Here is a 25,402-nt window from a genome sequence, read left to right on the forward strand (position 1 = left end):
CNNCNCCGCCAGCCCGCCGTAGCCGAGCACGATCAGGTCGTGCCGACGGCCGGTGTACCCGTCCCGGTCCCGCCAGGCGCGCAGGGCGAGCCAGGCCACCACCAGCGCCGCGCCGGCCAGGCACAGGGCCCGAGTCGCCCGCTGCGTTTCGGCGCCGGACGGATGGCGGCCGACCGGACCAAGCATGCCGTCGACCCCGTCGACCGCCGCGGCGAGAATCGAGGCCGGTGCGGCCCCCGTGGTCAGGGTGCCCGACGTGGACAACGCGTGGATCCAGGTCGGGCCGAAGCCGCCAGCCACCATGCTCAGCCCCGCGGCGAGCGCGACCGCGGCGGCATCGGCCGCGAGCAGCACGGCGCCGGCGCGGATCGGACGCCGCGCCGACCGGGCGGCCCGCAGATGCGCCAGCACCAGCCAGGCGACGCCGAGGAGGGCGGTCGCCTTGACGCTTCCGGCCACGCTGACCAGCGCCGTCGCCGCGGCGCCGAGCGCGGCCTGCCGAGCCGTCGGCGTGCTCCTTCCCTCCGGGCCGGGCGCCGGTGCCGAGGCGAGCCGTCGGCGGTCCACCACCAGCGCCGCCACGAGCAGCGCCGCGGCCGTTGCGTCGAGGTGGGCTCCGCCGATCAGGTGCACGACGACGACCGGATTGGCCGCGACGAGCACCATGACCAGGGCCCGTCGGCCCGGCTCCGGTCCGGCGAGCCGTAGCGTCAGGACGACCATCGCGATCGTTGCGAGGATCGCGACTATCTTGAGCAGCGCGACCGTCCCGGCCGGCCCGCCGCCGAGGGCCGCGGCGCTCTTCTCCACGGCGACCGCGGCACCGCCATAGGGCGCATGGGTGTTCCACCACCGGGGGTCAACGGCCCGGACGAACGCCGAGCCCGAGCCCTCGGCGGTCAGCAGGGCGGAGACGCCGTGTGTCGCCGGATCCAGGCCGAGCCTCGCCAGCTCACCCTGAGCGGCGTAGGCGTAGATGTCCCGGCTGAACAGTGGTGGGCCCACCGCGAACGGGAGGCTCCAGACGATCCACGCCGCGAGGGCGGCCCGCGGGGAGGTGCGGCCGGCGATCGTCGCGCGCACAAGTCCGCCCCAGCACAGACACAGAGTGATGATGCCCAGGGCCGCCAGGCCGGCCAGGACGCCCCTTGCGGTATCCGACGAGGCCGCCGATGGGAGAATGCCCCACCAGGAGGAAGGGTCGGTCGTGTGCGGATCGCGCGAACCGAGCCGACCCTCGCTCATCATGGCCACGACCGCGGCGCCGCCACCGGCGAGGACCAGCAGGGTCACCCTGGTCGGGGCCAGGATGCCGGCCGGTCGGGGCCTGCCGCTGCCCGGTCCGGACGGGACGGGCGCGGCCTGACGCCGCCCGCGGGGCAAGCTGTCGGGTGATGACCGGTCGGAGACGGCGGATGGACTGTCGTCGGTGTGTGGGGGGGTCGCGGGTGACAACGCTCGCGACCCCGGGTTCCCCGCCTGACGCCATCTCGGGGGGGCGGACGGCGTCGACCGCCCCGGCGACGGGTGGGCCCGGGCACCCCGGGTCGGAGCCTCGCGTGGCCACACTGCCCCAGACCCCTTCCATCGCCCTCGAGCCGCCGCGGCACCGCGGACCGCTCGTGCGGGGTGTTCTCGCTGTCGTCGTGGCGGTTNGCCGCNGGNCCTGGATTCTGACCGCCGCGCTCTGCCTGCTGTGCGTCGGTCTTGGCATCACCGGTCCGGACACCCCCGCCCAGGAGTACCGGGTCTGGCTGTTCCGGCACGGCGGAGTGGTGCTCTGGGATGATCAGTGGTACGGCGGTCACACCATCCCCNGCTACAGTGTGCTGTTCCCCCCNCTCGGTGCGCTTGTCGGGGNACAGCCGCTCGGCGCGATCTCCTGCGTCGCCTCGACGATGATCGTGACCCGGTTGCTCCGCGGTCCTGGCCGGCGGACCGGGCATGATCTGGTCCTCGTCTGGTTCGCGGTCTCGACGGTGGCGAACCTCGTCGTGGGCCGCATGCCGTTCGCGCTCGGGATGACCTTCGGTGCTCTGGCGCTGGTCGGCGCGCGGGAACGGCACACGAAGCTGACCTGGATCGGCGCGGTCCTGTCGTCGCTGGCGTCTCCGTTGGCCGGCGGCTTCGTGCTGCTCGTCGGCCTCGCGTTGCTGCCGACGATCGGATGGCGCCGGGCGCTCCCGTTCGCCGGCGCCGGATCCGGCATCATCGTCGCGCTCGCGTTTCCCGAGGACGGGTACCAGCCCTTTCCCGCGCTCACCTTCCTGTCGCTGCTGACCCTCATCGCGGTCGGCCTGCTCGTCGTGCCCGGGCACGCCCGGCTCATCCGGCCCATCCGGCACGGTCTGTTGCTCTGGGCGGCCGCGGCAGTGGTCTTCTTTTTCGTGCCCACCCAGATCGGCGGAAACATCACCCGACCGGCGACGCTGCTCGCCGGCCCTACCGCGGCGTTGTTGCTCGCCGAACGCCGCCGCGTCCTCGCGGTCGTGGCGATCCCGCTGATCGGCTGGCAGATCGGGCCGGTGCACGGGGCGCTGCTTGTCCACGGCGATCCGTCCGGGTCGAAGGCCTATTACACCGAGCTCCTCGACTACCTCGACCGCGGCGCACCGGTGTCGGCCGGGCGGGTGGAGATCCCCTTCACCCGGGCTCACTGGGAGGCGCGCTTCGTCGCCCCGTCCGTACCCATGGCCCGCGGCTGGCTGCGCCAGCTCGACAGCAAGTACAACGCGCTGTTCTACGACGGGACACTGAACGCCGAGACCTACCACGAGTGGCTGCTCGCCCGCGGCATCCGCTACGTCGCCCTCCCCGACGTCGAGCTGGATCCCTCCGCGGTCGCCGAGGCCAGGCTGCTGCGAGCCGGTCTGCCTTATCTCGATCTCGCCTGGCAGAACGCGCACTGGAAGGTGTGGCTCGTNACCGACTCCCCGGGCCTGGTGCAGGGACCGGCCTCGCTCACCGAACTGGGGGTGAGTTCGGTCGCGGTCGACTTCCACGCGCCCGGGGTCGCCACGGTGCTCGTGCACTACACCCCCTACTGGCAGCTGTCGGGGGGCACGGCGTGCGTCTTCCGGGCGGCCGGGGGCTGGACGGGCATTCTCACCGAGTCGTCCGGACCGGTGCGCCTGTCCGCCCGGCTGTCCGTCGACGGCCTGACCCGCGCCAGCGCCCTGGACTGCCCGGTCGGTCAGCGCGTCTCCTGACTTCTCGGGGCGGCTGTCGGCGGGTCTCAGCCCGTCTATCTAGGACGTCCGGACACCGGGCCGGACGACCGGGTGTCCGGGTGTCCGGACGAACTCACCGGGCGGCGGGTTCGGACACCAGATCCGCGACGACGATGGTGGTGTCGTCCCGGGCACCGGCCAGCAGGGCCGCTTCGACGAGCGCGTCCGCGGCCCGCTCGGGCGGCTCGGGCCCCAGCGCGCTCAGCAGGCCGTCGAGCTGTTCCGGGCTCATCACCTTGGTGATGCCGTCGCTGGCGAGAACGACCCGGTCACCGGCGCGGACCGGCTCGCTGAAGATGTCCGCCTCGATCTCGTCAGCGAGCCCGACGGCGTTGAGCAACGGACCGTTACGGATCGCGTGCGGCGTGGTCAGTGCCCGCGGCCGTCCCTTGCCGGGCTGCAACCACACCGAGCTGTCGCCCACGTGTGCGACGGTGAGGTACTCGCCGGTGCTCTGCTGACGCCCGAGGATGACGACGTCCAGCGTGCAGGCCATGCCGAGCCAGGCCGGCTCCTCTCGAGCCCGGGTCCGGACCACCCAGTTCGCCCGTTCCACGGCCTTGCGCAGGCCCTCGAGCGGATCCTCGGCGTACTGCGGGCGGAAACCCGCCACCGTGGTGACCGTCAGCGTGGACGCGATCTGGCCGGCAGCCTCGCCACCGACCCCGTCCGACACCGCCAGCAGCCCGTCGACGACGACGAACGCGTCCTCGTTGGGACCGCCGCGTTTGCCCCGGCGGGTGCGCCCCGCGGCGGCGAGTCGCAGCGCGGCGGCCGTCGTCTGCTCCGGCTCGATCGCCATGAGATCGCCCGTCTGCCCCCTCGGGGGAGCGGGCGGAGCCACGGGGATGGTCGTCGCCGTGGGGGAGCTCTCCCACGGCGTGTCCTCAACCGTTCGGGTTGACTCGGCGCCGCGCGGAGCCGGCGCGTGTTCCCCGGGTGGCGGGAGGGGATAGTCGCCGGTCGCCGGGTCGTAGTAGCGGGTGGCATCCGCCCGTTCGTCACCGAAGGCACCGGGCCCGAGGTGCGGCTGACCGGCGGGCGGTGGCGTCCAGCCGGTGGAGTCGGGATCGCGGTCGCCTTCACCGCCGCCGACGGAAACCTGCGAGGTCACATCCCCTCCCCATGCCGCGCCTGCGTCCGGGACGCCGCTCGCGCTGTCCGCTGACCTGTCCGCCGTGTTGCCCGTCGCACCGGTTGCCGAGGAGACCGGCGCCGGCTCGGCGAAGCCGGGCACGATCCCGTCGGGCGGGGTGGCGTCAGAGCTGTCACGGATCGGCACCGTACCGTATCGGTGGCGCTGATGGTCGAGGCCACGAGAGCGTCGCTGGTTCTCCCCGGGCCGGACGGGCCGGTTGTTGAGGATGACGAAGACCAGCCCACCCACCAGCAGCATCACAATGAGCATGATCGGTACCAGCGGGCTACCCATGGCCTCCGTCCTCGCCGTAGCAATTACGATCACGCTGTAGGACGTGTCGCCAGCCGTCTTCCTTCATACCTAAAGGCATCAACTCAGAAGAGACCGGGTATGTGTCGCGACACTGACACAAGTGCTGAGCATTGTTCCAGACTTGGGCGCGGCCGAGTAGGGCCGACGCCCGGGCGGCCCCGCCGAGAGGCGGGCGCCACGAAGGATGCCTCCGATGAACGGTGACGGCCCGTATCGGGGGGCGCGAGACGGTGATTGTTCGCCGCCGCATCAACGCGTCACGGTGATGAAGATCATCAGGGTCAGGCACAACGTCACGGCGGTCACGGCGGTCACGGCGACTCTGGTGGTCATGGCGGTCGTGGCGCGCCACGGGAGCAGGCGGCGGCGCCTGAGCGGTGCGGGTCGGCCGATCGCGGCGATCACCTGGCTCTCGACGAAGCCGGGCAGCTCGCTCGCGGCCCGCAGCCGCGGGTCGTCGGGGAGGTAGAGCGCCACCAGCCGGCGCACGACGCGTTCCAGGTCGGCGGGGAAGGGGTGATCTGCCTCCGATCCCCGCACTGTTCGGCGGAAGTACCTCTCCGCCGCTCTGGCCAACTCCGGACCCGTCAACGGCCCCTCCTCCGGATGGGCGGTTTCCTGGCCCGGGGCACCGTCCCGGCGGATAACCTCGTGCAGATCCCAGGCGTCGTCCCAGTTCGGAACGTGTCGGACCAACAGCCCGAAGATGCGGGCCGCGTTCGGCTGGCCAAGCTGGCAGGCTCGGAGGAAGGCGATCGCCGGATCGGGACCATCCGGCCAGGTCGGCGGAATGCGGGCGGTGAGCTCCGCACCCAGGACACGTAGATCGTTCTCGAGTGCTCCTGGTGCTCCTGGCGGACCGGGTTCGTGGGACGCGCCGGGCAGGTAGAGGCCGGCGATGCGCCGCACGGTCTGCATCAGCGGCCCGTCGCCTCGTCCCGACGCGGCCTCGACCGCGACCAACCGCTCGAAATACGGGCGCGCACCGGCTCCGAGTACCTCCGCCTCATGTGCCCGCGACGTGGGCCGGCCGGGTGGCCCGACCGGGGAGACCCCCGCGTAGGCGATGTCATCGCGGATGTCCTCGGCGGTATGCCATCCCGGGGCGTAGAGAACGAGCAGCCGGAACGCATCAGCTCCCCGGGCATGGGTTTCGCGCAGCAGACGCACGACTTTCGCCGCGGCCGACTCCGGGGGCCACCGCGACCCGCCACCCGTCGGTGCGGCGCCTGTCACCACCTCGTCTGCCAGGGCTCTGGCGAATTCGAAACCCTCGGGCAGGCCGAACAGGTCGAAGAGGGCCCGCAGCGTCTGATGGATCAGATCGATGCGGCGCCNGGCCCAGACGGCGGGGTCTACCGCGGCCGCCGGGATCGCGAGCGCGGCGAGCCCCGCGACCAGCCGGGTCAACATCTCCACGACTTCGCGCTGCATCGTCGTCACCGCGCGGTGCACCGCGTCGATGTAGGCGGCGCGGTCGTGGTCGCTCTGGTAGGCGTCCGGGGCCAGCCGTCGAGTGATGGCCTGAGTGACGTCGCTCGCGGCGCGGGCCAGGACATCGGTACGGTGGCCGGGTGGGCGTTGAGAGACCGTTCCGAGAGGAGACCGGGCGGGCTCGCCGCGCTGCGGCAGGGTGCAGTGCAGCAGGTCACGTAGCGCGGCGAGCTCGCGGAGTTCGGTGGGTGACTCGAGCGGATCGACGAGAGGGTCGTACGCCGCGTCGCTGAGGGAGATACCCAGCGGGACGCCCAACGCGGCGAGCAGCCGGTCGATCGGGTGCAGACGATCGTCCCAGTACGACCACTCCTGCCGATACGCCTCCGCGACGTGTCGGATGACGGCGTTCCCCGCGTCCCGTTCCAGCCGTTCCAGGTGCCGCCGTTCCCCTGGGCCCGGATCGGTTGGCTGCGCGGTGGCCGATTCCGGGGTGGCGGGCGGCGGCGTGGCAGGTCGGGGGACGCGGCGCACGGTGACGGGGAGTCGGGCGGGTCGGGAAGCACCGGTAGGCGACGCCGACAGGTGGTCCGGTCGGGCGGCGCGCAGCGCCTCGACGGTCTCCGTGGCCAGCCGGATCGCGTTGTCGCGCGCGGAGGTCATCCGGTATCCCGAGAAGATCGACTCCAGGGCGACCGCGAGCAGCGGGACTGCCTGGCGCAGTGGCTCGTCCCGGCGCGGTGGCTCGTCCCGGCGCGGTGGCTCGTCGTGGACCTGTGCGGGCGAAGGAACCCGCAACGCGGCGAGTTCGTCCGCGAGGGCGGAGATTGTTCCTTCGACCTGGCGCTGCTCCTCGGAGACCGCGTTGGCGACCGCGTTGGAGATTTTGTCGATCATCCGGCCGGCCGGCTCCTCCTCCCGCAGCCGGCCCAGAATGACGCCGACGATCTCCTCGCGCAACCGTTCCCGGGGCCCGGGGCCCGCTGCCCGGGCCGCTGGCACGAGCCCGCCGCCCGGGCCGGCGACGGGGCCGGCCAGCAGCCCCGCGACCCGGCGCAACTGACCGCGCAGCCGCTCCACGCTCGCCAGGTCCGCCGGCAGACCTACCGGTTCGATGAGGGCGGTGAAAAGACGGCGCACGGGGTCCGCGGCCGTGCCCTGTTCGGCGGAGCTCGACCAGTTCGAAGCCCGCAGGCGTTCGTACCGTTCGCGGAGGTGTTCGCGGACGGCGAGCGCTCCGGCGCCTGTCGTCGCTGCCGGTGCCGGATCGCCCGGCGCGGCCGGGGCCGTCGAGTGTCCCAGGCCGACGGCATCGGTCGTGGTCGAGAGGGGTGCCGGATCCGGGGGACCCGACGTACCCGAACCACTCGCGGTACCCGGGACGCCCGTACGCGGAGCACCCGCGGTATCCGCGAGGGTGGCCAGGTCGCCGCCGGGCGGCGGCGCGGTGGTCCTCTCGACCCCGTTCTCCATCNCCCGCCGGCACCAGGCTTCCGGCCGGCTCGGGTCGAACATATCGTCACCGACCAGGGCCAGCAGGTCGCCGATTCCCCGCATCCCACCGCGGCCGTGGAGGTCCACGAGCAGCCGGGCGGCGGCGGTCATGATCGGTGGAGCGTCCGGCCCGACCCGCGGATCCACGTGGATCGCGGCAGGCTCCCCGTTGCCGGCACACTCTGGTTCGAACGGGACAAACAGGAACCGCGGGCCTGGCTCGTCGGTGTGCCGCGCGCCCGAGGGGGTGGCGCCTGAAGGGACGGTGGTCGCATGCGTGGAGAAGGTCAGCCGGTAGGGCAGAACGCCTTCGAGGATCTCCACCAGGGCCCACATCAGCATGAGCGCCTCATCCGAACCGGTGTGGGCCACCACGAAGGGACGCTCGGCCCGCGACCATGCCAATACCGTCGCGATGAGCGTGACGAGCCGATCGCGCCGCACCCCCGCGCGCGCCGACTGGCGCAGGGTCCGCTCGCCCGTCCGCCGGCGTGCGGTGAGGTCGCGCAGGTGCAGGGGAGCCAGCCGCGGGATGGTGCGGGAGTTCCCCACCACGACCCCACCCGCCGCGTACAACGCGAGCCCCACCCGTTCGGTCAGATAGTCCGCCCGGCCGATCAGGATGTGGGCACGCAGCCGAGCCCGGCTGTCGCCGCCGCGTTCCGGGATCCGGATCCGGTGCACGAGCGCCGCCTCCGGGATGCGGTGCGGATCCCTCGCCGTGAGATGATCCGGCGCCTCGGGATGATCCGGAGATCGGATGAGGTAGGCGAGCGCCGACGGTGGGTGGGGGACCCGGCTCTCGTCGAGCTCGACCTCGCCGGCGAGAAGCCCGCTCCAGGACCTGGTCACCGTGGAGCCCAGGGAGCTCGCCGCCGGGAGGTGACCCTCGCCACCCGTCCTGCTTCGGCGCGGCCAGGCATAGATCATCTGGTCGAGCCGCGTTGCCTCCGCCGCCCGGCCGGACCGCGCCATCGACGTCCCCAGGTGATCGATCACGGTAGACACCCGTNCCGCCGGACCCGGCGGCGTCGCTGAACGTGCCAGCCGCGACAAGCGCCGAGGACGACGGATCCGGCGGCGACGCCTTCCCGGGCGTCTTNAAANCCGCTCGCACCCGCCGGTGATACTTTCTTCCGGGGACCGTAATACCGGGCCGCGTAATGCTGGTCCCGTCCGAAAATCCTGGTCATAGCGGGTGGGCCTGAGGGCAGGAGCCCCCTGGCCGCTCGCTGCTTCTCAGCCAATGGTCGCCCCCCAGACGGCGGTCCCTCAGCCGGGCATTGATCGTGCTATCCCGGTGAATTGTGGCGTGCTGGCGGAAAAATATTCCTGGCGCCTGGTGGATGTCCAGAGGAGTCCTGAAAAATCGGCCTTGCGATCGCTGCCGGCCCGTCGGTTGCGATCCTTCCGTGGGGTGTGCCGTCGCTCCCGCCCGAGGAAGGATCGGCAACCGGGCCCAGGGTCGTACCCCCGACGAAGTTCTGTAGTGCCCGCTGCCGCGCCGCCGGTATACGCGTGCGCCGGTGAACTTCCGCGGTCGTCCTTTCGTCGCATGGTGGGTCGCCGTTGTATCCATGATGTTGACATGATGTTATTCGGCTCGTTCGTCGTCCCGGATGTGCCCGCCACCGCGCGGGCGCGGTTTGTTCGCGGAATTGGCGGGATCCATCGAGCTGATCGGTGCAGCGGCGGTGGNTNCGGCGCCAATAATCCGACGGATCTCACAGCGAGTGACGCTATCCCGGGGGCGGATCTGACGTTGAATACCGTCACACGATGCGAGCGGTGAACGGTCTTCGGTCGAGATCGAGGTTGTCATGGTCGTGGCACGATTCCTGAGCTCCCGCCGGAAGGGCGATCAGAACCGGCCCGCTTCGCACCGTCCGACGGCTTCTCGGTCGGGTGGCCGGTCAGGTGGTGGGCACGGCCGCGTCGGCGCGTGGCCGGACGAGGGTGAACCGGTCGAACGGGACCGGCGTCGGTGCACTGGAGTCGTACACGGTCACCCGGATGCTCGTCGAGCCGCCCGGTTCACCTGGATCCACCTCGAAAGCCGCGAAGGCGTATGGATGCTCCGGTGCCCGGAAGGCGAGCCAGGGCGCGTCCTCTCTCGCCCGGACCGATTGGCGATGCCACCGGCCGGGATCCTGTTCGTGCACGCCGACGATGACCCAGCAGGCGGGTGGATCGAACAGTGCGTGCGCGGACGGCGACGAGGATCCTCCGGTGCCCACGAGCAGGTGGACGGTGCCCGCCGAGGTGTCGAGCAGGTCACCGGCCCCGTCACCGGCCGCGGCGCCCGCTCCGTCAGCGGTCTTCCGGGCGGGCGTCGTCGCGCCGGGGACCGGGCGGGGAGTCCGGGTCGCGCTGTCCGGCACGACCCCGCGCAGCGGATGAGTGCGCTCGTAGTGGTGCTCGTGGCCGCAGAGCACCAGATCCACCTCGTAGGTGTCGAACAACGGCAGCNATTCTTCCCGGATACCGAGGTCGGCGCCGTTGTGCTCCACCGCGGTCGACACCGCGGCGTGGTGCATGCCGACGACGATCCAGTCGATACCGGGATCGGCGCGGGCCTGTTTGAGGGTCTGTCTCAACCAGGAGGTCTGCCGGCCGGCGCTGTACCCATGGAGGTAGACCCGCCCGCTGTCCTGATAGCAGACGTCGGCGGCGCTGAGCATGACGAACCGCACGCCGCCGACGGTGAACGCGTACCAGAGCCCGGCGAGGTAGGCCTCCTCGTCGTGCTGGGGAAGGGCGAAGTAGGTCTGGTAGGCGGCGAGCCCCAGAGCTCCGTTGCCCCGCTCGGTCTCATGGTTGCCGTTGCAGGGCATCCACGGCCGGAACCGGGCGGAGGCGCTGATCATCGCGAACCAGTCGAACCAGGCGCGAACCGGATCCGTGCGCTGGTTGGCGTACGACAGGTCACCGTTCGCGAGGTTGAACAGTGGCGCGAGGCGTTCCACTCCGGTTATCACGTGGCGTGACGCAGCCGAGCCGTACGGATCGTGCGGCTCGTCGGTGCCCTGGTCGCCGAAGCAGGTGAAGCTGAAGGCGGCCCGATGCCGCGGAGCCGTGCGGAACGACCCGTGGGCCAAGCCCCAGCGCCCGTCATGACCCACGTCATAGCGGTAGTCGGCAGCCGGCAGGAGCCCGGACAGGTGCGCATGGTGGGCGAAGACCACCTCGTTCGTCAGGGCGTCCGTGTAGGAACGGGTGAGCGCGGTCACCGAGCCGGTAGATCCGCCAGCCGCCGGACCGAACCGTACCTGGGGCCGAGGGACGGCCGTTCGGGTCAGCCACGAGACGACCATGGACGTGGCGGGATCGGAGCCGAAGGTCAGGTGAACGCCGAGCGCGACGTCGGGACTACCAGTCACCAGCGGAGCTCTCCCGTTCGCCGAACCAGCAGTCCGAATCGTCCTCGGGGCGATGAAGTTGTGCCTGTGCTCGTGCCTGCGCCGGCAACCGGACCCGATCTCGCCGGATGCCCCGGCCGGCAAGGTGGTTACCCGGTGGCTGACATTTTCCCATATTCTGTTACCGGTCGCCGATCGAGCGGTGCGACCGAGCGATGTGTGAGAGAACGAACGTGTTCCAGCTCTGGAGCGACCAGCCCGGCTACGCGGCCGAGACTGCGATGGCCGGAGCAGCCGCGGGGCTACTCCGGCCATCGCGTCCGGCCCTCGCCGGGTCACCGGACTGGCCGCCTCCCGGGAGGCGGCACGGAATTCCCGACCGCCTACTCGCTGGACTTGGCCAGATCGACCGGCGGGGCATCGGGCACCTGGTTCGGCTTCGCCTCGCCGCGGAAGACGAACNTCGCCTCGTCACCGTCGCCTTCGACATCCCCGACGACGATCTCGCCCGGCTTGAGCGTGCCGTAGAGGATCTTCTCGGACAGGACGTCCTCGATCTCCCGCTGGATCGTCCGGCGCAGTGGCCGGGCACCCAGCACCGGGTCGTACCCCTTCTTCGCCAGAAGCGCCTTGGCGGCCGACGTCAACTCGAGAGCCATGTCCTTGTTCTTGAGCTGGGCGTCCACCCGGGCCAGCATGAGATCGACGATCTGGATGATTTCGGCCTCGGACAGCTGGTGGAAGACGATGATGTCGTCGATCCGGTTGAGGAACTCGGGCCGGAAGTGCTGCTTGAGCTCGTCCTGGACCTTCGCCTTCATCCGCTCGTAGTCGACGGCGCCTTGGCCGGTGGCGAAGCCGATGCCGGGGCCCTTGGAGATGTCCCGGGTGCCCAGGTTCGACGTCATGATCAGGACGGTGTTCTTGAAGTCGACCAGCCGGCCCTGGGAGTCGGTCAGGCGACCATCCTCCAGGATCTGCAGCAGCGTGTTGAAGACGTCGGGGTGGGCCTTCTCGACCTCGTCGAACAGGACCACCGAGAACGGCTTGCGCCGGACCCGTTCGGTGAGCTGGCCGCCCTCCTCGTAGCCGACGTAGCCGGGCGGGGAACCCACCAGCCGCGAGACGGTGTGCTTCTCCATGTACTCGGACATGTCGAGCTGGATGAGCGCGTCCTCGTCGCCGAAGAGGAACTCGGCGAGCGTCTTGGACAGCTCGGTCTTACCGACACCGGACGGGCCGGCGAAGATGAACGAGCCGCCGGGGCGCTTCGGGTCCTTCAGCCCGGCGCGGGTGCGCCGGATCGCCTGGGAGACGGCCTTGATGGCCTGCTGCTGGCCGATGACGCGCTTGTGCAGCTCGTCCTCCATGCGCAGGAGGCGCGCGGTCTCCTCCTCGGTGAGCTTGAAGACCGGGATGCCCGTCCAGATCGCGAGCACCTCGGCGATCTCCTCGTCGCCCACCTCGGCGACGACGTCCATGTCGCCGGCCTTCCACTCCTTCTCCCGCTTGGCCTTCTCGGAGAGGAGGGTCTTCTCCTTGTCCCGCAGGGACGCAGCCTTCTCGAAGTCCTGCGCGTCGATCGCGGACTCCTTGTCCCGGCGGACGGCGGCGATGCGCTCGTCGAACTCGCGCAGGTCCGGCGGGGCGGTCATCCGACGGATGCGCATCCGCGAACCCGCCTCGTCGATCAGGTCGATCGCCTTGTCCGGCAGGAACCGGTCGGAGATGTAACGGTCGGCCAGGGAGGCCGCCGCCACCAGGGCGGCATCGGTGATCGAGACGCGGTGATGCGCCTCGTACCGGTCCCGCAGCCCCTTGAGGATCTCGATCGTGTGCNCCNCCGNCGNCNCCGCGNCCTGGATCGGCTGGAACCGCCGCTCAAGAGCGGCGTCCTTCTCCAGGTGCTTGCGGTACTCGTCGAGCGTGGTCGCGCCGATGGTCTGCAACTCACCCCGGGCGAGCATGGGCTTGAGGATCGACGCCGCGTCGATGGCACCCTCGGCCGCGCCCGCGCCGACCAACGTGTGCAGCTCGTCGATGAACAGGATGATGTCGCCGCGGGTCCGGATCTCCTTGAGGACCTTCTTCAGCCGCTCCTCGAAGTCACCGCGGTAGCGGGAACCGGCGACCAGAGCGCCGAGGTCGAGGGTGTAGAGCTGCTTGTCCTTCAGGGTCTCGGGCACCTCGCCCTTGATGATCGCCTGCGCCAGCCCCTCGACCACGGCGGTCTTGCCGACGCCGGGCTCGCCGATGAGGACGGGGTTGTTCTTGGTGCGGCGCGACAGCACCTGCATGACGCGCTCGATCTCCTTCTCGCGCCCGATGACCGGGTCGAGCTTGGACTCGCGCGCCGCCGCGGTGAGGTTGCGGCCGAACTGGTCGAGCACCAGGGAGGTGGACGGGGTCCCCTCGGCGGGCGCGCCGGACGTGGCGGTCTCGCCCTTGCCCTGGTAACCGGACAGCAGCTGGATGACCTGCTGCCGCACCCGGTTGAGGTCCGCACCCAGCTTGACGAGCACCTGAGCGGCGACACCCTCGCCCTCGCGGATCAGGCCCAACAGGATGTGCTCGGTGCCGATGTAGTTGTGACCGAGCTGCAGCGCCTCCCGAAGCGACAGCTCCAGGACCTTCTTCGCGCGCGGCGTGAACGGGATGTGCCCGCTCGGTGCCTGCTGCCCCTGGCCGATGATCTCTTCGACCTGTGACCGCACACCCTCAAGGGAGATGCCGAGGGACTCGAGAGCCTTGGCGGCGACGCCCTCGCCCTCGTGGATCAGGCCGAGCAGGATGTGCTCGGTCCCGATGTAGTTGTGGTTGAGCATCCTGGCCTCTTCTTGGGCCAGGACGACGACCCGACGTGCCCGGTCGGTGAATCTCTCGAACATGTGCGCTCCTTCGAGCTGCGACCGACCACACGACAGCCGGTATCCGCATGCTAGCTCCGCCGAGGCATGTCCNCACGCATCNAACANAANCCTNCCCGCCGGCACCGCCCACATCGTCGTGGGCGGCGGACCGGCGCAAGTGCCGGCCGTCCAGCGGAGACGTCTAATGCAACCGTGGCCGACCAGCCATGACTCCGTCACGTCGTTCCGCCAAGAGCAGAACGACGCCACCCGCTTCGCGACGCCACCCGCTTCGCGACGCCACCCGCTTCGCGACGCCACCCGCTTCGCGACGCCACCCGCTTCGCGACGCCACCCGCTTCGCGACGTCTCCGGTCGGACGTACGGTGCGGCGGGACGCGCCAGGCGGGGCGTCCCACCTCGGTGAGCCTCCTCACCGATGCTACCGACGGTAGTGGATGAGGAGGTGCATCTTGTTGTGATTCAACTCACATGTATATCGTTTTGCGTTGTCAATGTTACTCATTGTCGTCGCCCTGGGGAGTTTCGGCGACGGATCTTGCTTGCATCTCGCGAGTAACTACTTTACGTGCGCATACTCGGGCTGTACTTCGGGTGGCTCTCAGACCGCAAGGCCTCCATTGCCCTGCGTGTCGATCCAGGCGCGCAGCCGTTCCTCGCGATCCTGGTCACCAGTAAAGGGACACGAGGTGCAGTAGTCGTCACCAAGCCGGTAGGCCAGGCAGCACGACCCACGGCGTATGCCGGTGTACCGCCGGCCGTGGTGGACGAACTCGTGCCAACGGGGCCGGGCCCGGATGGTGGGCGTGGCCCGGGAGAAGAAGGCGTCGGCCTCCACTCGGCCGAGGTGGGGATCGCCGGTCGCGCGCTCGGTCAGCAGGAAGGCGCGGGCGCACTGCGCGGCCACCGCNCCCCACAGCGCCGGAAGGCCGAGCCGGACCCGTCCCCGCAGCTCCTCGACGAACGGTTGGAGATGCGCGAGCACCTCCTCGACCAGGCGACCGCGCAACGCGGCGACGTCCCCGACCACGCCGATCCGGGCATTCATCCCGTCTCCGGCGGTGGCGCCCCCCGCGATCGGGTCATCCGCCAGGACGGTCATGGCCGGTCGGTGGAACGCGGTCTGGTCGAACCAGCCGCCGTCGAGGACGCGCAGGGACATCGTCGCCGGGGTCAGGGCCGGCACCCGGTGCAGGAGGACGAAACAGGCGATGGCCGGGGCGGTGACGTTCGCCGAGTACCAGTTCGCCAGGTAGCTCGCGGCGACCTCCGGGCTGGCGCCGTGCGTGTCGCCCACCCGGGCCAAGGCCTCGGCCACGCCTGCTGGCCCGGTCAGGAAGGCACAGTCGGCCCAGCCCGGGCCGTCCGGCATCCCGAACTGCACACCGCGTGGCTCCAGCACCTCGGCGAGGTCCCGCAGGCTCGCCTCGAACGGCGGTTCGGCGCACTGAACGGTACCCCCGGAGAATTCCGGCGCCGTCCCCTCGGGGGCCACCTCCCTGGAAGGCGCCGCCGGGGACGCCGCCGAGCCGGTGCGGCGTTCGTTCACCGACTGCTTCACTGCCGGGACCGGGAGGTGTGTCGCGGCTGGGCCGGGCGTAGCTGTGCCAGGGTGCGGGATCTCCCGCGGAGTGGCGTGAGCGTGAGCATGAGCATAACTTTAAGTAAGCCTAACTTCATGTCTGGCGTCAACTGGAGTCGCCATCAGTGCTATGCCCACGAGTCATCGGGTCGGCATCATGAGTGGTTCGACATCGCGCGGTTGCCGGGATGGTCGGCCCGCGTCACCAGCTGTCCATGGCGAGATGGCGCTGGACGGCCTCGGCGATGGCCTGCTGCCCGTGCATGGTGGGGTGCGCGCTCAGATCACGTGTCGGTCCGAACAGATTGACCGGAGCCACCCACGGGTCCGGTGTGCAGATTTCGTGACCGCGTAGCACCCGATCCGTCGAGACGAACTCCACTCCCGCATCCGACGCGGCTTTTCTGATGACCCGGTCGAGCTGTCTGTTCAGCCTCGTCAGCTGTCGACGTTCCCTGTTGGTCAGCCAGGTACAGATGTTGTTGAGTTGGTTGTCCGGAAATATGTAGGGATAGCCGACCACGATGATCCGCGAATGCGGGGCGGCGGCCTTCACCGCCGTGTAGTTGGCGCTCAGGACACCCGGGAGTTCCTTGGTGACAAGATCGCGCTCGCGGCGGTCGTTGCCATCCCAGAAGCATCTCCACGCATAACAACTGAAGATGACTCTGCCGAATCCGGCATCGTTGCCGCCGATGGTGATGGTGACGACGTCCGGGGCCCGGCCCAGTGCACGTAGCTGGGCCAGCTGGGGTTTCTCGCCCTTGAATGACTCGTGTAGGGCGCCGGTGGTGGCTCCGGAACACGCGGCGAACAGCGAGACGGTGACCCCCGATCCCATACCGCCCAGTAGTCGTGGCCAGGCCTGGCTGCTCCGCCGGCACCGGGGGGCCAGCGAGTCGAAGGGGGGATTGCCCTCTCCCGAGGAGTAGGAGTCGCCCAGCACGGCCAGGGTACGGGGCTGCGGACCGGCCGAAGCCGGATCATTCCAACCGTATGTAATCGGAACCGCGGCGAACAAGAATGCTGCCATCGCGGTGACAAGAAAGGGATGAGTGAAGTATCCGCTGCCGGGATGTGACGATACGCCGGGTTGTGTTCCCGAGATTCGGTCCCGCATGGCACGGAATCGTAACCGAGTCGCGGGAGGGCGGTCCGTCGAACCCGGTGGCTGTCGCTCGGCAGAGTCGGTTGCCTAATCCGCTGGACCGGCCGAAGCCCCGGAGATGCACGATCGTCGTAATTAGCCTGGTCGCCGTAAGGCAGCCCGAACGAGCCCGAACGAGCCCGGTCGGGATCGGTCGGGATCGGATCAGATATTCTTCTCGAAGACGAGACGCAGGCCGATGAGTGTCAGATGGGGCTCGTGACGGTCAAGGGTCTCACTTTCCTTGATGACCACGGACGCGAGACCCCCGGTGGCGATCGCCACCGCATCCGTGTCCAGCTCGGCCCGGATGCGGCGTACCAGGCCGTCCACCTGGCCGGCGACGCCGTAGATCATGCCAGACTGGAGTGCCTCGACCGTGCTCTTGCCGATGACGGAACGTGGCGCGACCAGTTCCACCTTACGGAGCTGGGCCGCCCGGGACGCGAGTGCGTCCAGCGCGATCTCGATGCCCGGTGCGAAGATTCCGCCGATGAACTCGCCGCGTGCCGAGACGATGTCCAGGTTCGTCGAGGTGCCGAAGTCGACGACGATCGCCGGCCCGCCGTAGAGGTGGTGCGCGGCGAGTGTGTTCATGATGCGGTCCGCGCCGGCTTCCTTCGGATTGTCGATGAGGATGGGAACCCCGGTCCGCGTCCCCGGTTCGACGATGACGACCGGGATGTCGTGGAAGGCCCGGACCACCATCCGGCGCAGCGCTCGAAGCGCGGCGGGAACGGTTGAGCAGATCGAGACACCGGTGACCTGGTACTCGCCGAGCAGGCCGCGGTAGAGAAGCACCAGTTCGTCCGCGGTCGCCTGCGGGTCGGTGCGCACCCGCCAGGAGTCGGCGAGGTGTTCACCCTCGAACACGCCGACGACGGTGTTGGTGTTACCGACGTCGATGGCGAGCAGCATCAGGATTCCTCCACGATCAGATCCTCGATCGGTGGGCCCGCGGTGGCCGATCCCGGGCGATGATCGGGGTCCAGGGCGAGATCGAGGCCGAGGTCGAGAGCGGGCGCCGAATGGGTCAGGGCGCCGACGGCGAGATAGTCGACGCCGACGGCTGCCACCGCCGCCGCCGTTCGCAGGGTCAGGCCGCCGCTCGCCTCGAGCCGCACCCCGGCCGGANGGGCGAGCTGGACCGCGGCTCGCAGGTCCGCCAGCGACATATTGTCGCAGAGGATGAGATCACATCCGGCATCGACGGCCTCCGCGACCTGGTCGACGGTGTCGCATTCGACCTCGACGGGCAGCCCGGGGAACCGTGCCCGCNCCGCGGCGAACGCCGCCGCCACGCCGCCCGCCGCGACCACGTGGTTGTCCTTGATCAGGGCTGCGTCCGTCAACGACATGCGGTGGTTCACCCCGCCCCCGCAGCGCACCGCGTACTTCTCCAGCGCGCGCAGGCCGGGTAGCGTCTTGCGGGTGTCGCGGATCATCGCGCCGGTGCCGGCGACCGCGTCGACCCAGGCCCGCGTCAGGGTGGCGATCCCGGACAGGTGGCACAGCAGGTTCAGCGCGGTACGTTCGGCGGTGAGCAGGCCGCGGACCGGCCCGTTGACGTAGGCCACCGTGGTACCCGGCGGGACAGGGTCGCCGTCGCGAGCGGTCAGGGTGACGGTCGCGGCCGGCCCGAGCAGGCTCTCGAAGACGGCGGCGGCGACCGGCAGGCCGGCGACGACGCCCGCGGCCCGCGAGACGATGGCGCCGTGCCCGACGAGAGCGGGGTCGACCGTCGCCTCGGAGGTCGCGTCGACCGCGCCGATCTGGCCGGTCACCTCGTTCTCCTCCCAGACCGGGAGGTCCTCCACGAGCGCGCGGCCGACCAGGGCCACCACCCCGTCCGGGTCGAGGCCGGCCGAGGCGAGGGCACTGCGGGTGGCGGGCGAGAGCCGTCCGCCGGGCACACCGGCGGAACCGGGCCCGCAGACGGAGCCGGGCGCGGAACCGCTCACCGCGAGCCGCGCATGGGCTCGACGTCCACGATCAGTTCCCCTTCTGGATTGAGCCGGGTGAGGATCCGGCCGAGCCAGTGTTCGTCGTCCCGCTCACCGAAGTCCTCTCGCCAATGGGACCCGCGGGTCTCCGTCCGGCTGGCGGCGGCGGCGGCGAGGGCCGTCGCAACCGTGCGCAGGTTGGTCATCTCCCAGGCCGGCGGCCCGGCCGTGACCGTCGCCCCGCTGACCCGCAGGTCCCCGAGACCGGCCAGTACCTTCGCCGTCGCCCGCAGGCTGTCCGCGCTGCGCAGCACCCCGGCACCGTCGGTCATCGCGCGCGCGAGCTCCGCGCGTTCGGCGGGGTCGGTCAGACCACTGCCGCGACCGACCACCGGCGCGGCGGGGNTGGNGACGCGGNGCCGGCCGCCGGGCGCTGTGCCGGCCAGGTGCTCCGCGATGCGTGCGGCGAAGACCAGCCCCTCCAGCAGGCTGTTCGACGCGAGCCGGTTGGCGCCGTGCACCCCGGTGCAGGCCNCCNCCCCGCAGGCGTACAGGCCGGCCACGCTCGTGCGGCCCCACAGATCCGTGCGCACCCCGCCGCTGGCGTAGTGGGCGGCCGGCGCGACGGGGATCGGCCTGGCGACCGGATCGATGCCGGCGGACCGGCAGCGCGCGGTGATCGAGGGAAACCGCCGCTCGATGGTCGCCGCGCCCAGCCCCCGGGCGTCCAGGAACAGGTGATCGACCCCCTGGGCCGCCATGACCCGCGACATCTGCTTGGCGACGACGTCGCGCGGCGCGAGGTCGGCCAGCCGATGGACGCCCGCCATCACCCGTTCGCCGGCCGCGTCGACGAGAACGGCACCCTCCCCCCGCATGGCCTCGCTGACCAGTGGCTGCTGGCCCCCGAGCAGTTCGGCGACGGCGCCCGGCCTGGACGGGGGTAGCCACAGGGCGGTCGGGTGGAACTGGACGAACTCCAGGTCCGCGACGACGGCGCCCGCGCGCAGAGCCAGCGCCACCCCGTCCCCGGTGGAGACGCCGGGATTGGTCGTCGACGCGAAGATCTNCCCCANCCCGCCGGTCGCCAGGACCACCGCGCCCGCCGTCACCGCGCCGACGCCGTCCCGGCTGCCCTCCCCTAGCACGTGCAGGGTAGCGCCGGCGGCCCGGCCGTCGGAGTCGAGCAGCAGGTCGAGGACCAGGGCGTGTTCGATGACCTCGATGCTCTCATCGGCCCGGACGGCGGTGATCAGGGCGCGTTCCACCTCCAGGCCGGTGGCGTCCCCACCCGCATGGATGATGCGGTTGCGCAGATGGCCGCCCTCCCGAGTGAGGGCGAACGAGCCGTCGGTGGTCCGATCGAACCGGGCGCCGAGCTCGGCGAGCTCACGCACCCGCGCCGGTCCGTCGCGGACCAGCACTCGGGCTGCGTCCTCGTCGCACAGCCCGACGCCGGCGACCAGGGTGTCGGCAAGATGATCATCGGGCGAGTCCTCCGCGGCGAGCGCGGCGGCGATCCCACCCTGCGCCCACCGGGTCGACCCGGCGTCGAGGTGCGCCTTGGTCACCAGCAGCACCCGGGCGGCGGGCAGCGCCCGGCGCAGGTGCAGGACCGTCGTGAGCCCGGCGATGCCCGAACCGATGACGACGACGTCCGCGGCGCGCATCCATCCCGGGCGGGGCGCGCCGAGCCGGCAAGGTAGCACGGTCACTGCGTAGCCATGGCCGATCGGACCGCCGCCGCGGCTGTGGGTACCGGGATGTCGACCGGGATGTCGACCGGGATGTCGCCACGCAGGCTCGACGGGTCGCCGGGGAGCGGTTCGGCCGGGTCGTCGCCGTGCCCGATGATCCGGTTTGCCGCGTCGACGAACAGCACCTTCGGGACGTGCCGGCGCGCCTCGGCGTCGTCCATGAGCCCGTACGCAATGATGATCACTAGGTCGCCCGGCTGGACCAGGCGCGCCGCGGCACCNTTAATNCCGATGANCNCGCTTCCCGCCGGTCCCGCGATGGCGTACGTCTCCAGCCGGGCGCCGTTGTTGATGTCGACGATCGTGACCTGCTCGCCAGGCAGCAGGTCGGCGGCGGCCAGCAGGTCCGCGTCGATCGTCACGGAGCCCACGTAGTGCAGATCGGCCTGGGTGACCGTGGCACGGTGGATCTTGGCGGTGAGCATGGTGCGCAACACGGTCAGGCTCCCGGGTGATCGCGGTCGGCGGGACGGTCCGGTCGGGGGGTGACGGCGGGGGATCCGGCTGACGCCGGAGTTCCGGTGGGGGCCGGCGCCGGGGATTCCGGAGGCAGGACGAGATCGATGTTGTCGATCAGGCGGGTGGTGCCCACCCGGGCGGCGACGAGTAGCAGGGCGGGACCGCTCCGGACCGGACGTAGATCGTCGGGGCTGGCCAGGGCGAGGTAGTCCACGTCCACCCCGTCCGCGGCGGCCAGAACCTCCCGCGCGGTCGCGAGCACGGTGTCCCGCCCGCCCGCCTGGGCCCGTGCCCCGGCGGCGAGCGCTCGGGACAGCGCGAGCGCGCTGCGCCGCTGGTCGGGGGTCAGGTAGACGTTCCGGCTCGACATCGCGAGGCCGTCGGGCTCGCGCACGGTCTCCACGCCGATCACGGTGACGTCGAAGGCGAGGTCCGCGACCATCCGGCGGATGCAGACCAGCTGCTGGGCGTCCTTGCGCCCGAAGAACGCCAGGTCCGGACGGACCAGGTGGAGCATGGTCCCCACCAGGGTCAGCATCCCATCGAAATGGCCCGGACGGGCGGCGCCTTCAAGCAGCTCACCGAGCGGCCCGGCCTGCAACCGGACGAGCGGCGGCGGGTCGTGGATCGCCCGGGGGACGAAGACGAGATCGACCCCCTCCCCCGCGCACACGTCGAGATCGGCGGCCAGGGTGCGCGGGTACCGGTCGAGATCCTCACCCGCGCCGAACTGCAGCGGATTAACGTAGATCGTGGCAACCACCTGGTCCGCCTGGGCCCGGGCGGCGCGCAACAGCGAGGCGTGGCCCTCGTGCAGCGCTCCCATTGTCATGACGACGGCCCTGGTCGGGCGCGGGTGCCCGGCTGCCGCCCGAGTGGGCGCGTCGTCCGGCGCGGGCGGACCGCCCTCACCCCGCCGGGCGATGTTGGCCTGCCGGTCGAGCGCGGCGAGCCCGGCGCGCAGCTCGGCCCGGTCTCTGGCCAGGACGGGACGGGACGAGCCGGGGAGCGTGCTGGGCCGGGCGGAGGGGGCAATGCTCCTTGCGGAGGGGACCGTGGCGGTGGCCGCCTGATCGCGGGATTCCGTCGATGGGCGGCCGGGCGTGGNGGAGGAAACAGTAGTCATGATCCGTTCCAGTCCTCGGATGGGGTACCGGACGTCGTTGGCAACTGTAACTCGGCTGCAATGGTTGCCGCCCTCCCCTGTGAGCTGGGCTTCGTTCGGGCGATCGTCCCGAACGAAGCCCTCTGCTCACGCCGGAAGGTGCAATTTGTTGCTTTATGACGTTATGCGCCACTTCGTGGGGGCGGCGAGTCCACCGGAGTTCAGGCCCCGGCGTGCGTGGGCTCAGCCCGCTCAGGGGCCTCGGCCTCCTCGGGGGAGGAGGGCGTGGGGGCTCCTGGGCGGGTGTGCTGCGCGACGTAGGTGCCGGCGGCGATCGCCGCCGCGACCGGCCATTCGATGATTGAGGCCGCGGCGAGCCCGCCGAGTCCCAGGTAGTAGGCGCTCTTGCCCAGTGACGGCCACTGCATGCTCGTACCTCGTCCAACCTCGAACCGCGACGTGAGTAGCGGTGCCCGGACCGTGAAGGTGCGTGTGCCAGACGACCGCTCGGGGCCCGTGGGCGCGGCCGGCTGCTGCTGGTCCCGCTCAGGGGCAGAGGTGTCCGTGTCCTCCCGGTGCGGCTGTGGCCGTGCCCGTGGCGGGGNGTCCGTCTTCGTGGCCATGGCAGCTCACCTCTCTCGATATCTCGATCTCCTTCTAGGAGAGAACCTAAGATGAACTTATAGTACCCAGAAGATAACTTCTCGTGTTGTTCGCGGTGCGAGCGCGGTCAGACGGTGGACAGGTAGTCCTTGAAGGAGATGCCGGTCAGCCGCTCGTAGGCCTCCACGTAACGGGCCCGGGTCGCCTCGACAACGTCCGCGGGCAGCTCCGGCCCCGGCGCGGTCCTGTCCCAGCCGGTACTCGTCAGATAGTCACGGATGTACTGCTTGTCGAAGGACGGCTGGGAGGCCCCGGGCCGCCAGGTGTCCTCCGGCCAGAACCGGGACGAGTCAGGGGTCAGGACCTCGTCGGCGAGCCGCAGCGTGCCCTGGGTGTCATGACCGAACTCGAACTTGGTGTCAGCGAGCAGGATGCCGCGCTCGGCTGCGAGGACACTGGCCCGGCCGAAGATCTGCAGGGTCAGCCGCTCGAGCTCGGCGGCAAGCTCGGTGCCGATCCGGCCGGCCGCGNCGGCCCGGCTGATGTTCTCGTCGTGCTCACCGATCGGCGCCTTCGTGGACGGCGTGTAGATCGGTGCCGGCAGCTTGCTGCCGTCCACCAGCCCGGTGGGTAGGGGATGCCCGCTGACCGCGCCGGTGCGCTGGTAGTCCTTCAGCCCGCTGCCGGTCAGATAACCACGGGCGACGCACTCGATCTGCACCATGTTCAGGCGTCGGCACAGCATCGACCGGCCACGCAGCTGCTCCGTGTACGGAGTGAGCTCGGCCGGGTACTCGTCGACGTTCGAACTGACGACGTGGGACGGGACCAGGTCGGCGAGCTGGTCGAACCACCACAGCGAAAGCCCGGTGAGAACGGCTCCCTTGTCGGGAATCTCGGTCGGTAGGACCACGTCGAACGCCGAGATGCGGTCGCTGGCGACCAGCAGCACGGCGTCGTCCCCGACCGCGAACAGCTCCCGGACCTTGCCCGAACCCAGGTGGGTGAGTCCGGCGAATTCCTCATGTGTCAGCGGCATAGACAGACCGTACCCAGGGAGAACAACAGCACCTGCCGGCCGGGGCACCGCGCCATGCCTGCGCGGCTGCGCGGCGGGTCAGGTGCGGGGGTGCGGGTCAGGTGAGGGCCGCCAGGGCGTCGAAGACCGAGCCGAGGCGCTCGGTGTAGCGCTCGGGCCGGCTCACCTCGTTGAGCCTGGCCTCGTCCAGGGGCAGGCCGCGGTCGCCGGCGTGCTTGCGCAGCGTTTCCCAAAACGGCACGCCGGTCTGCCAGGTCTCCATCGCCGCCGCCTGGGTGACAGCGTAGGCGTCCTCGCGGGACAGCCCCGTCTCGACGAGTTCGAGCAGCACCGCCGAGGTGTAGACCAGCCCGCCCGTGGCATCGAGGTTCGCCCGCATCCGTGCGGTGTCCACGACCAGCCCGGTGACCAGCCGGGTCGTCAGGTGCAGCAGGTAGTCGACGCCGGTGGCGGCATCCGGCAGCGCGATGCGCTCGGTGGAGGAGTGGGAGATGTCGCGCTCGTGCCACAGCGGCACGCCCTCCAGCACCGGGACGTACTGCGCCCGGACGATCCGGGCGAGCCCGGCGATGCGCTCCGACATGATCGGGTTCTTCTTGTGGGGCATCGCGGAGGAGCCCTTCTGCCCGGAGCCGAACGGCTCGGACAGCTCCCGGACCTCCGTGCGCTGGCCGTGCCGGACCTCCAGGGCGACCGCCTCGCAGACGGTCGCGAGCCCGGCCAGCGCCGCGACCCAGGAGGCGATGCCGTCGCGCAGCACGACCTGGGTGGCCACCGGGGCCGCGGTGAGGCCCAGCTTGTCGGCCACGTAGGCCTCGACGTCGGGGTCGATGTTGGAGTACGTCCCGACCGCGCCGGAGATCTTGGCGACGGCCACGTCCGCGCGGGCCGCGCGCAGCCGGTCGCGGCAGCGGGCGAGCCCGAACGCCAGGTCCGCGACGCGGTGCCCGAACACCGTCGGCTCGCCGTGGATGCCGTGCGTCCGGCCGACCCGCAGGGTGTTCCGGTGGGCCAGGCCGAGGTCGCGCAGCGCGGCGACGAGAATGTCCGCCCGGGCGAGCAGCAGGTCGGTCGACTCGACCAGCTGCAGCGCGAGCGCCGTGTCGAGCAGGTCGGAGGAGGTCATGCCGAAGTGCACGTAGGCGGCGGCGGACCGGGGTTCGGTGCGGTCGGCCCAGGCGGTCAGGAAGGCGATGACGTCATGCTGGGTGACGGCCTCCACCTCGGCGACGGCTTCGGGCGTCGGAGCGGGGGCGGCCCGGACCGGCTCGATGGAATCGGCGGGGATGCGGCCCGCGGCGGCGTGCGCCTCCATGACCAGCACCTCGACGCGACACCACAGCTCGTACTTGTGCGCCTCCGACCACACCCGGCCCATCTCCGCCAGGGTGTACCGGCCGATCATGGCTGGCTGCCGGCCGCGGCCGCCGCGCTCAGCCCGTCCGCCGCGGCCTGCTCGAACTCGTCCTTGAACGCGGCCAGCTTCAGCCCCAGATCGGGATCGGCCAGCGCCAGGATCTGGATCGCCAGGATCGCCGCGTTCGTCGAGTTGTTCAGACCCACGGTCGCGACCGGGACGCCCGGCGGCATCTGCGCGATGGCGAGCAGCGAGTCCATGCCGTCCAGCGCCCCGCCGGAGATCGGCACGCCGATTACCGGCAGCGTGGTGAGGGCCGCAATGGTGCCGGGCAGCGCGGCGGCCAGGCCTGCCCCGGCGATGACCACCGAGATGTCGCGGGNCCGTAGCTGACCCACGTAGTCGGCGAGGGTGCGCGGCGCGCGGTGCGCCGACAGCGACACCTGCTCGTAGGGCACACCGAAGCGTTCCAGAGTGGCGCCGGCCTTGCTCATGGTCTGGGTGTCCGACGGTGATCCGAAGACGATCGCCACCTGGGGATGATCCGGCCCGGGGGTGCTCTGCGACACG

15 protein-coding genes and 2 pseudogenes (1 of these 17 only partly in view) are annotated in these 25,402 nt (G+C 70.9%); 1 reads left to right on the plus strand and 16 read right to left on the minus strand.

The genetic code is table 11. The annotated features are described in order from the left end of the window. A pseudogene (gene mptB, locus CED_RS03485) lies at positions 1 to 1,383 on the minus strand (polyprenol phosphomannose-dependent alpha 1,6 mannosyltransferase MptB) (it extends 396 nt beyond the left edge of the window). Between the two features lie 32 nt (positions 1,384 to 1,415). On the opposite strand from mptB, the gene CED_RS03490 reads away from it, so the two are divergent. Continuing rightward, positions 1,416 to 3,209, plus strand: coding sequence for a hypothetical protein (locus CED_RS03490; RefSeq protein ID WP_051868647.1), 1,794 nt, complete (start codon positions 1,416 to 1,418; stop codon positions 3,207 to 3,209). Positions 3,210 to 3,303: 94 nt separating this feature from the next. Here CED_RS03490 and CED_RS03495 read toward each other — a convergent pair whose 3' ends face one another. From CED_RS03495 to purE, 15 genes and pseudogenes are all read right to left on the minus strand, one after another. Continuing rightward, positions 3,304 to 4,662 carry a PP2C family serine/threonine-protein phosphatase gene (locus tag CED_RS03495; RefSeq protein ID WP_011438740.1) on the minus strand — a complete coding sequence of 453 codons (1,359 nt, stop codon included), beginning with the start codon at positions 4,660 to 4,662 and terminating at the stop codon, positions 3,304 to 3,306. 270 nt (positions 4,663 to 4,932) lie between these two features. Beyond that, a complete protein-coding gene (locus tag CED_RS26015) occupies positions 4,933 to 8,610 on the minus strand; it encodes a hypothetical protein (protein WP_152569687.1) in 3,678 nt (1,225 codons plus the stop codon). 914 nt (positions 8,611 to 9,524) lie between these two features. After that, positions 9,525 to 11,285, minus strand: a complete 1,761-nt coding sequence (locus CED_RS03505; RefSeq protein ID WP_051868649.1) for a metallophosphoesterase family protein — start codon at positions 11,283 to 11,285, stop codon at positions 9,525 to 9,527. Between the two features lie 68 nt (positions 11,286 to 11,353). After that, a pseudogene (locus tag CED_RS03510) lies at positions 11,354 to 13,858 on the minus strand (ATP-dependent Clp protease ATP-binding subunit). Between the two features lie 583 nt (positions 13,859 to 14,441). After that, positions 14,442 to 15,389 carry a (2Fe-2S)-binding protein gene (locus tag CED_RS03515; RefSeq protein ID WP_035908684.1) on the minus strand — a complete coding sequence of 316 codons (948 nt, stop codon included), beginning with the start codon at positions 15,387 to 15,389 and terminating at the stop codon, positions 14,442 to 14,444. Positions 15,390 to 15,624: 235 nt separating this feature from the next. Next, complete coding sequence (locus CED_RS03520) at positions 15,625 to 16,455, minus strand: SGNH/GDSL hydrolase family protein (protein ID WP_023840667.1); 831 nt, start codon at positions 16,453 to 16,455, stop codon at positions 15,625 to 15,627. A gap of 279 nt (positions 16,456 to 16,734) precedes the next feature. Beyond that, positions 16,735 to 17,487, minus strand: coding sequence for a type III pantothenate kinase (locus CED_RS03525; RefSeq protein WP_011438733.1), 753 nt, complete (start codon positions 17,485 to 17,487; stop codon positions 16,735 to 16,737). After that, a complete protein-coding gene (nadC, locus tag CED_RS03530; protein ID WP_035908613.1) occupies positions 17,487 to 18,530 on the minus strand; it encodes a carboxylating nicotinate-nucleotide diphosphorylase in 1,044 nt (347 codons plus the stop codon). The genes CED_RS03525 and nadC overlap by 1 nt, the downstream gene beginning before the upstream one ends. After that, on the minus strand, positions 18,527 to 20,227 hold the full coding sequence (locus CED_RS03535; protein WP_035908614.1) for an L-aspartate oxidase: 1,701 nt from the start codon (positions 20,225 to 20,227) through the stop codon (positions 18,527 to 18,529). The genes nadC and CED_RS03535 overlap by 4 nt, the downstream gene beginning before the upstream one ends. Continuing rightward, positions 20,224 to 20,706 carry an aspartate 1-decarboxylase gene (gene panD, locus CED_RS03540; protein WP_035908615.1) on the minus strand — a complete coding sequence of 161 codons (483 nt, stop codon included), beginning with the start codon at positions 20,704 to 20,706 and terminating at the stop codon, positions 20,224 to 20,226. Before panD ends, CED_RS03535 begins: the two co-directional genes overlap by 4 nt. A gap of 2 nt (positions 20,707 to 20,708) precedes the next feature. Next, positions 20,709 to 21,854: a pantoate--beta-alanine ligase gene (gene panC / locus CED_RS03545; protein WP_035729141.1), complete on the minus strand. Its 1,146-nt coding sequence runs from the start codon at positions 21,852 to 21,854 to the stop codon at positions 20,709 to 20,711. A 200-nt stretch (positions 21,855 to 22,054) separates the two neighbouring features. After that, on the minus strand, positions 22,055 to 22,261 hold the full coding sequence (locus tag CED_RS23360; protein ID WP_133056995.1) for a hypothetical protein: 207 nt from the start codon (positions 22,259 to 22,261) through the stop codon (positions 22,055 to 22,057). A 302-nt stretch (positions 22,262 to 22,563) separates the two neighbouring features. Beyond that, complete coding sequence (locus tag CED_RS03555) at positions 22,564 to 23,475, minus strand: phosphoribosylaminoimidazolesuccinocarboxamide synthase (RefSeq protein ID WP_035908617.1); 912 nt, start codon at positions 23,473 to 23,475, stop codon at positions 22,564 to 22,566. A gap of 97 nt (positions 23,476 to 23,572) precedes the next feature. Further along, complete coding sequence (gene purB / locus CED_RS03560) at positions 23,573 to 24,880, minus strand: adenylosuccinate lyase (protein WP_011438726.1); 1,308 nt, start codon at positions 24,878 to 24,880, stop codon at positions 23,573 to 23,575. Next, positions 24,877 to 25,401 (minus strand): 5-(carboxyamino)imidazole ribonucleotide mutase, encoded by a 525-nt coding sequence (gene purE / locus CED_RS03565; RefSeq protein ID WP_035908618.1) that lies wholly within the window; start codon positions 25,399 to 25,401, stop codon positions 24,877 to 24,879. Before purE ends, purB begins: the two co-directional genes overlap by 4 nt. Position 25,402 lies beyond the last annotated feature (1 nt).

It is taken from the genome of Frankia sp. CeD, assembly GCF_000732115.1.
GTDB lineage: Bacteria > Actinomycetota > Actinomycetes > Frankiales > Frankiaceae > Frankia > Frankia casuarinae.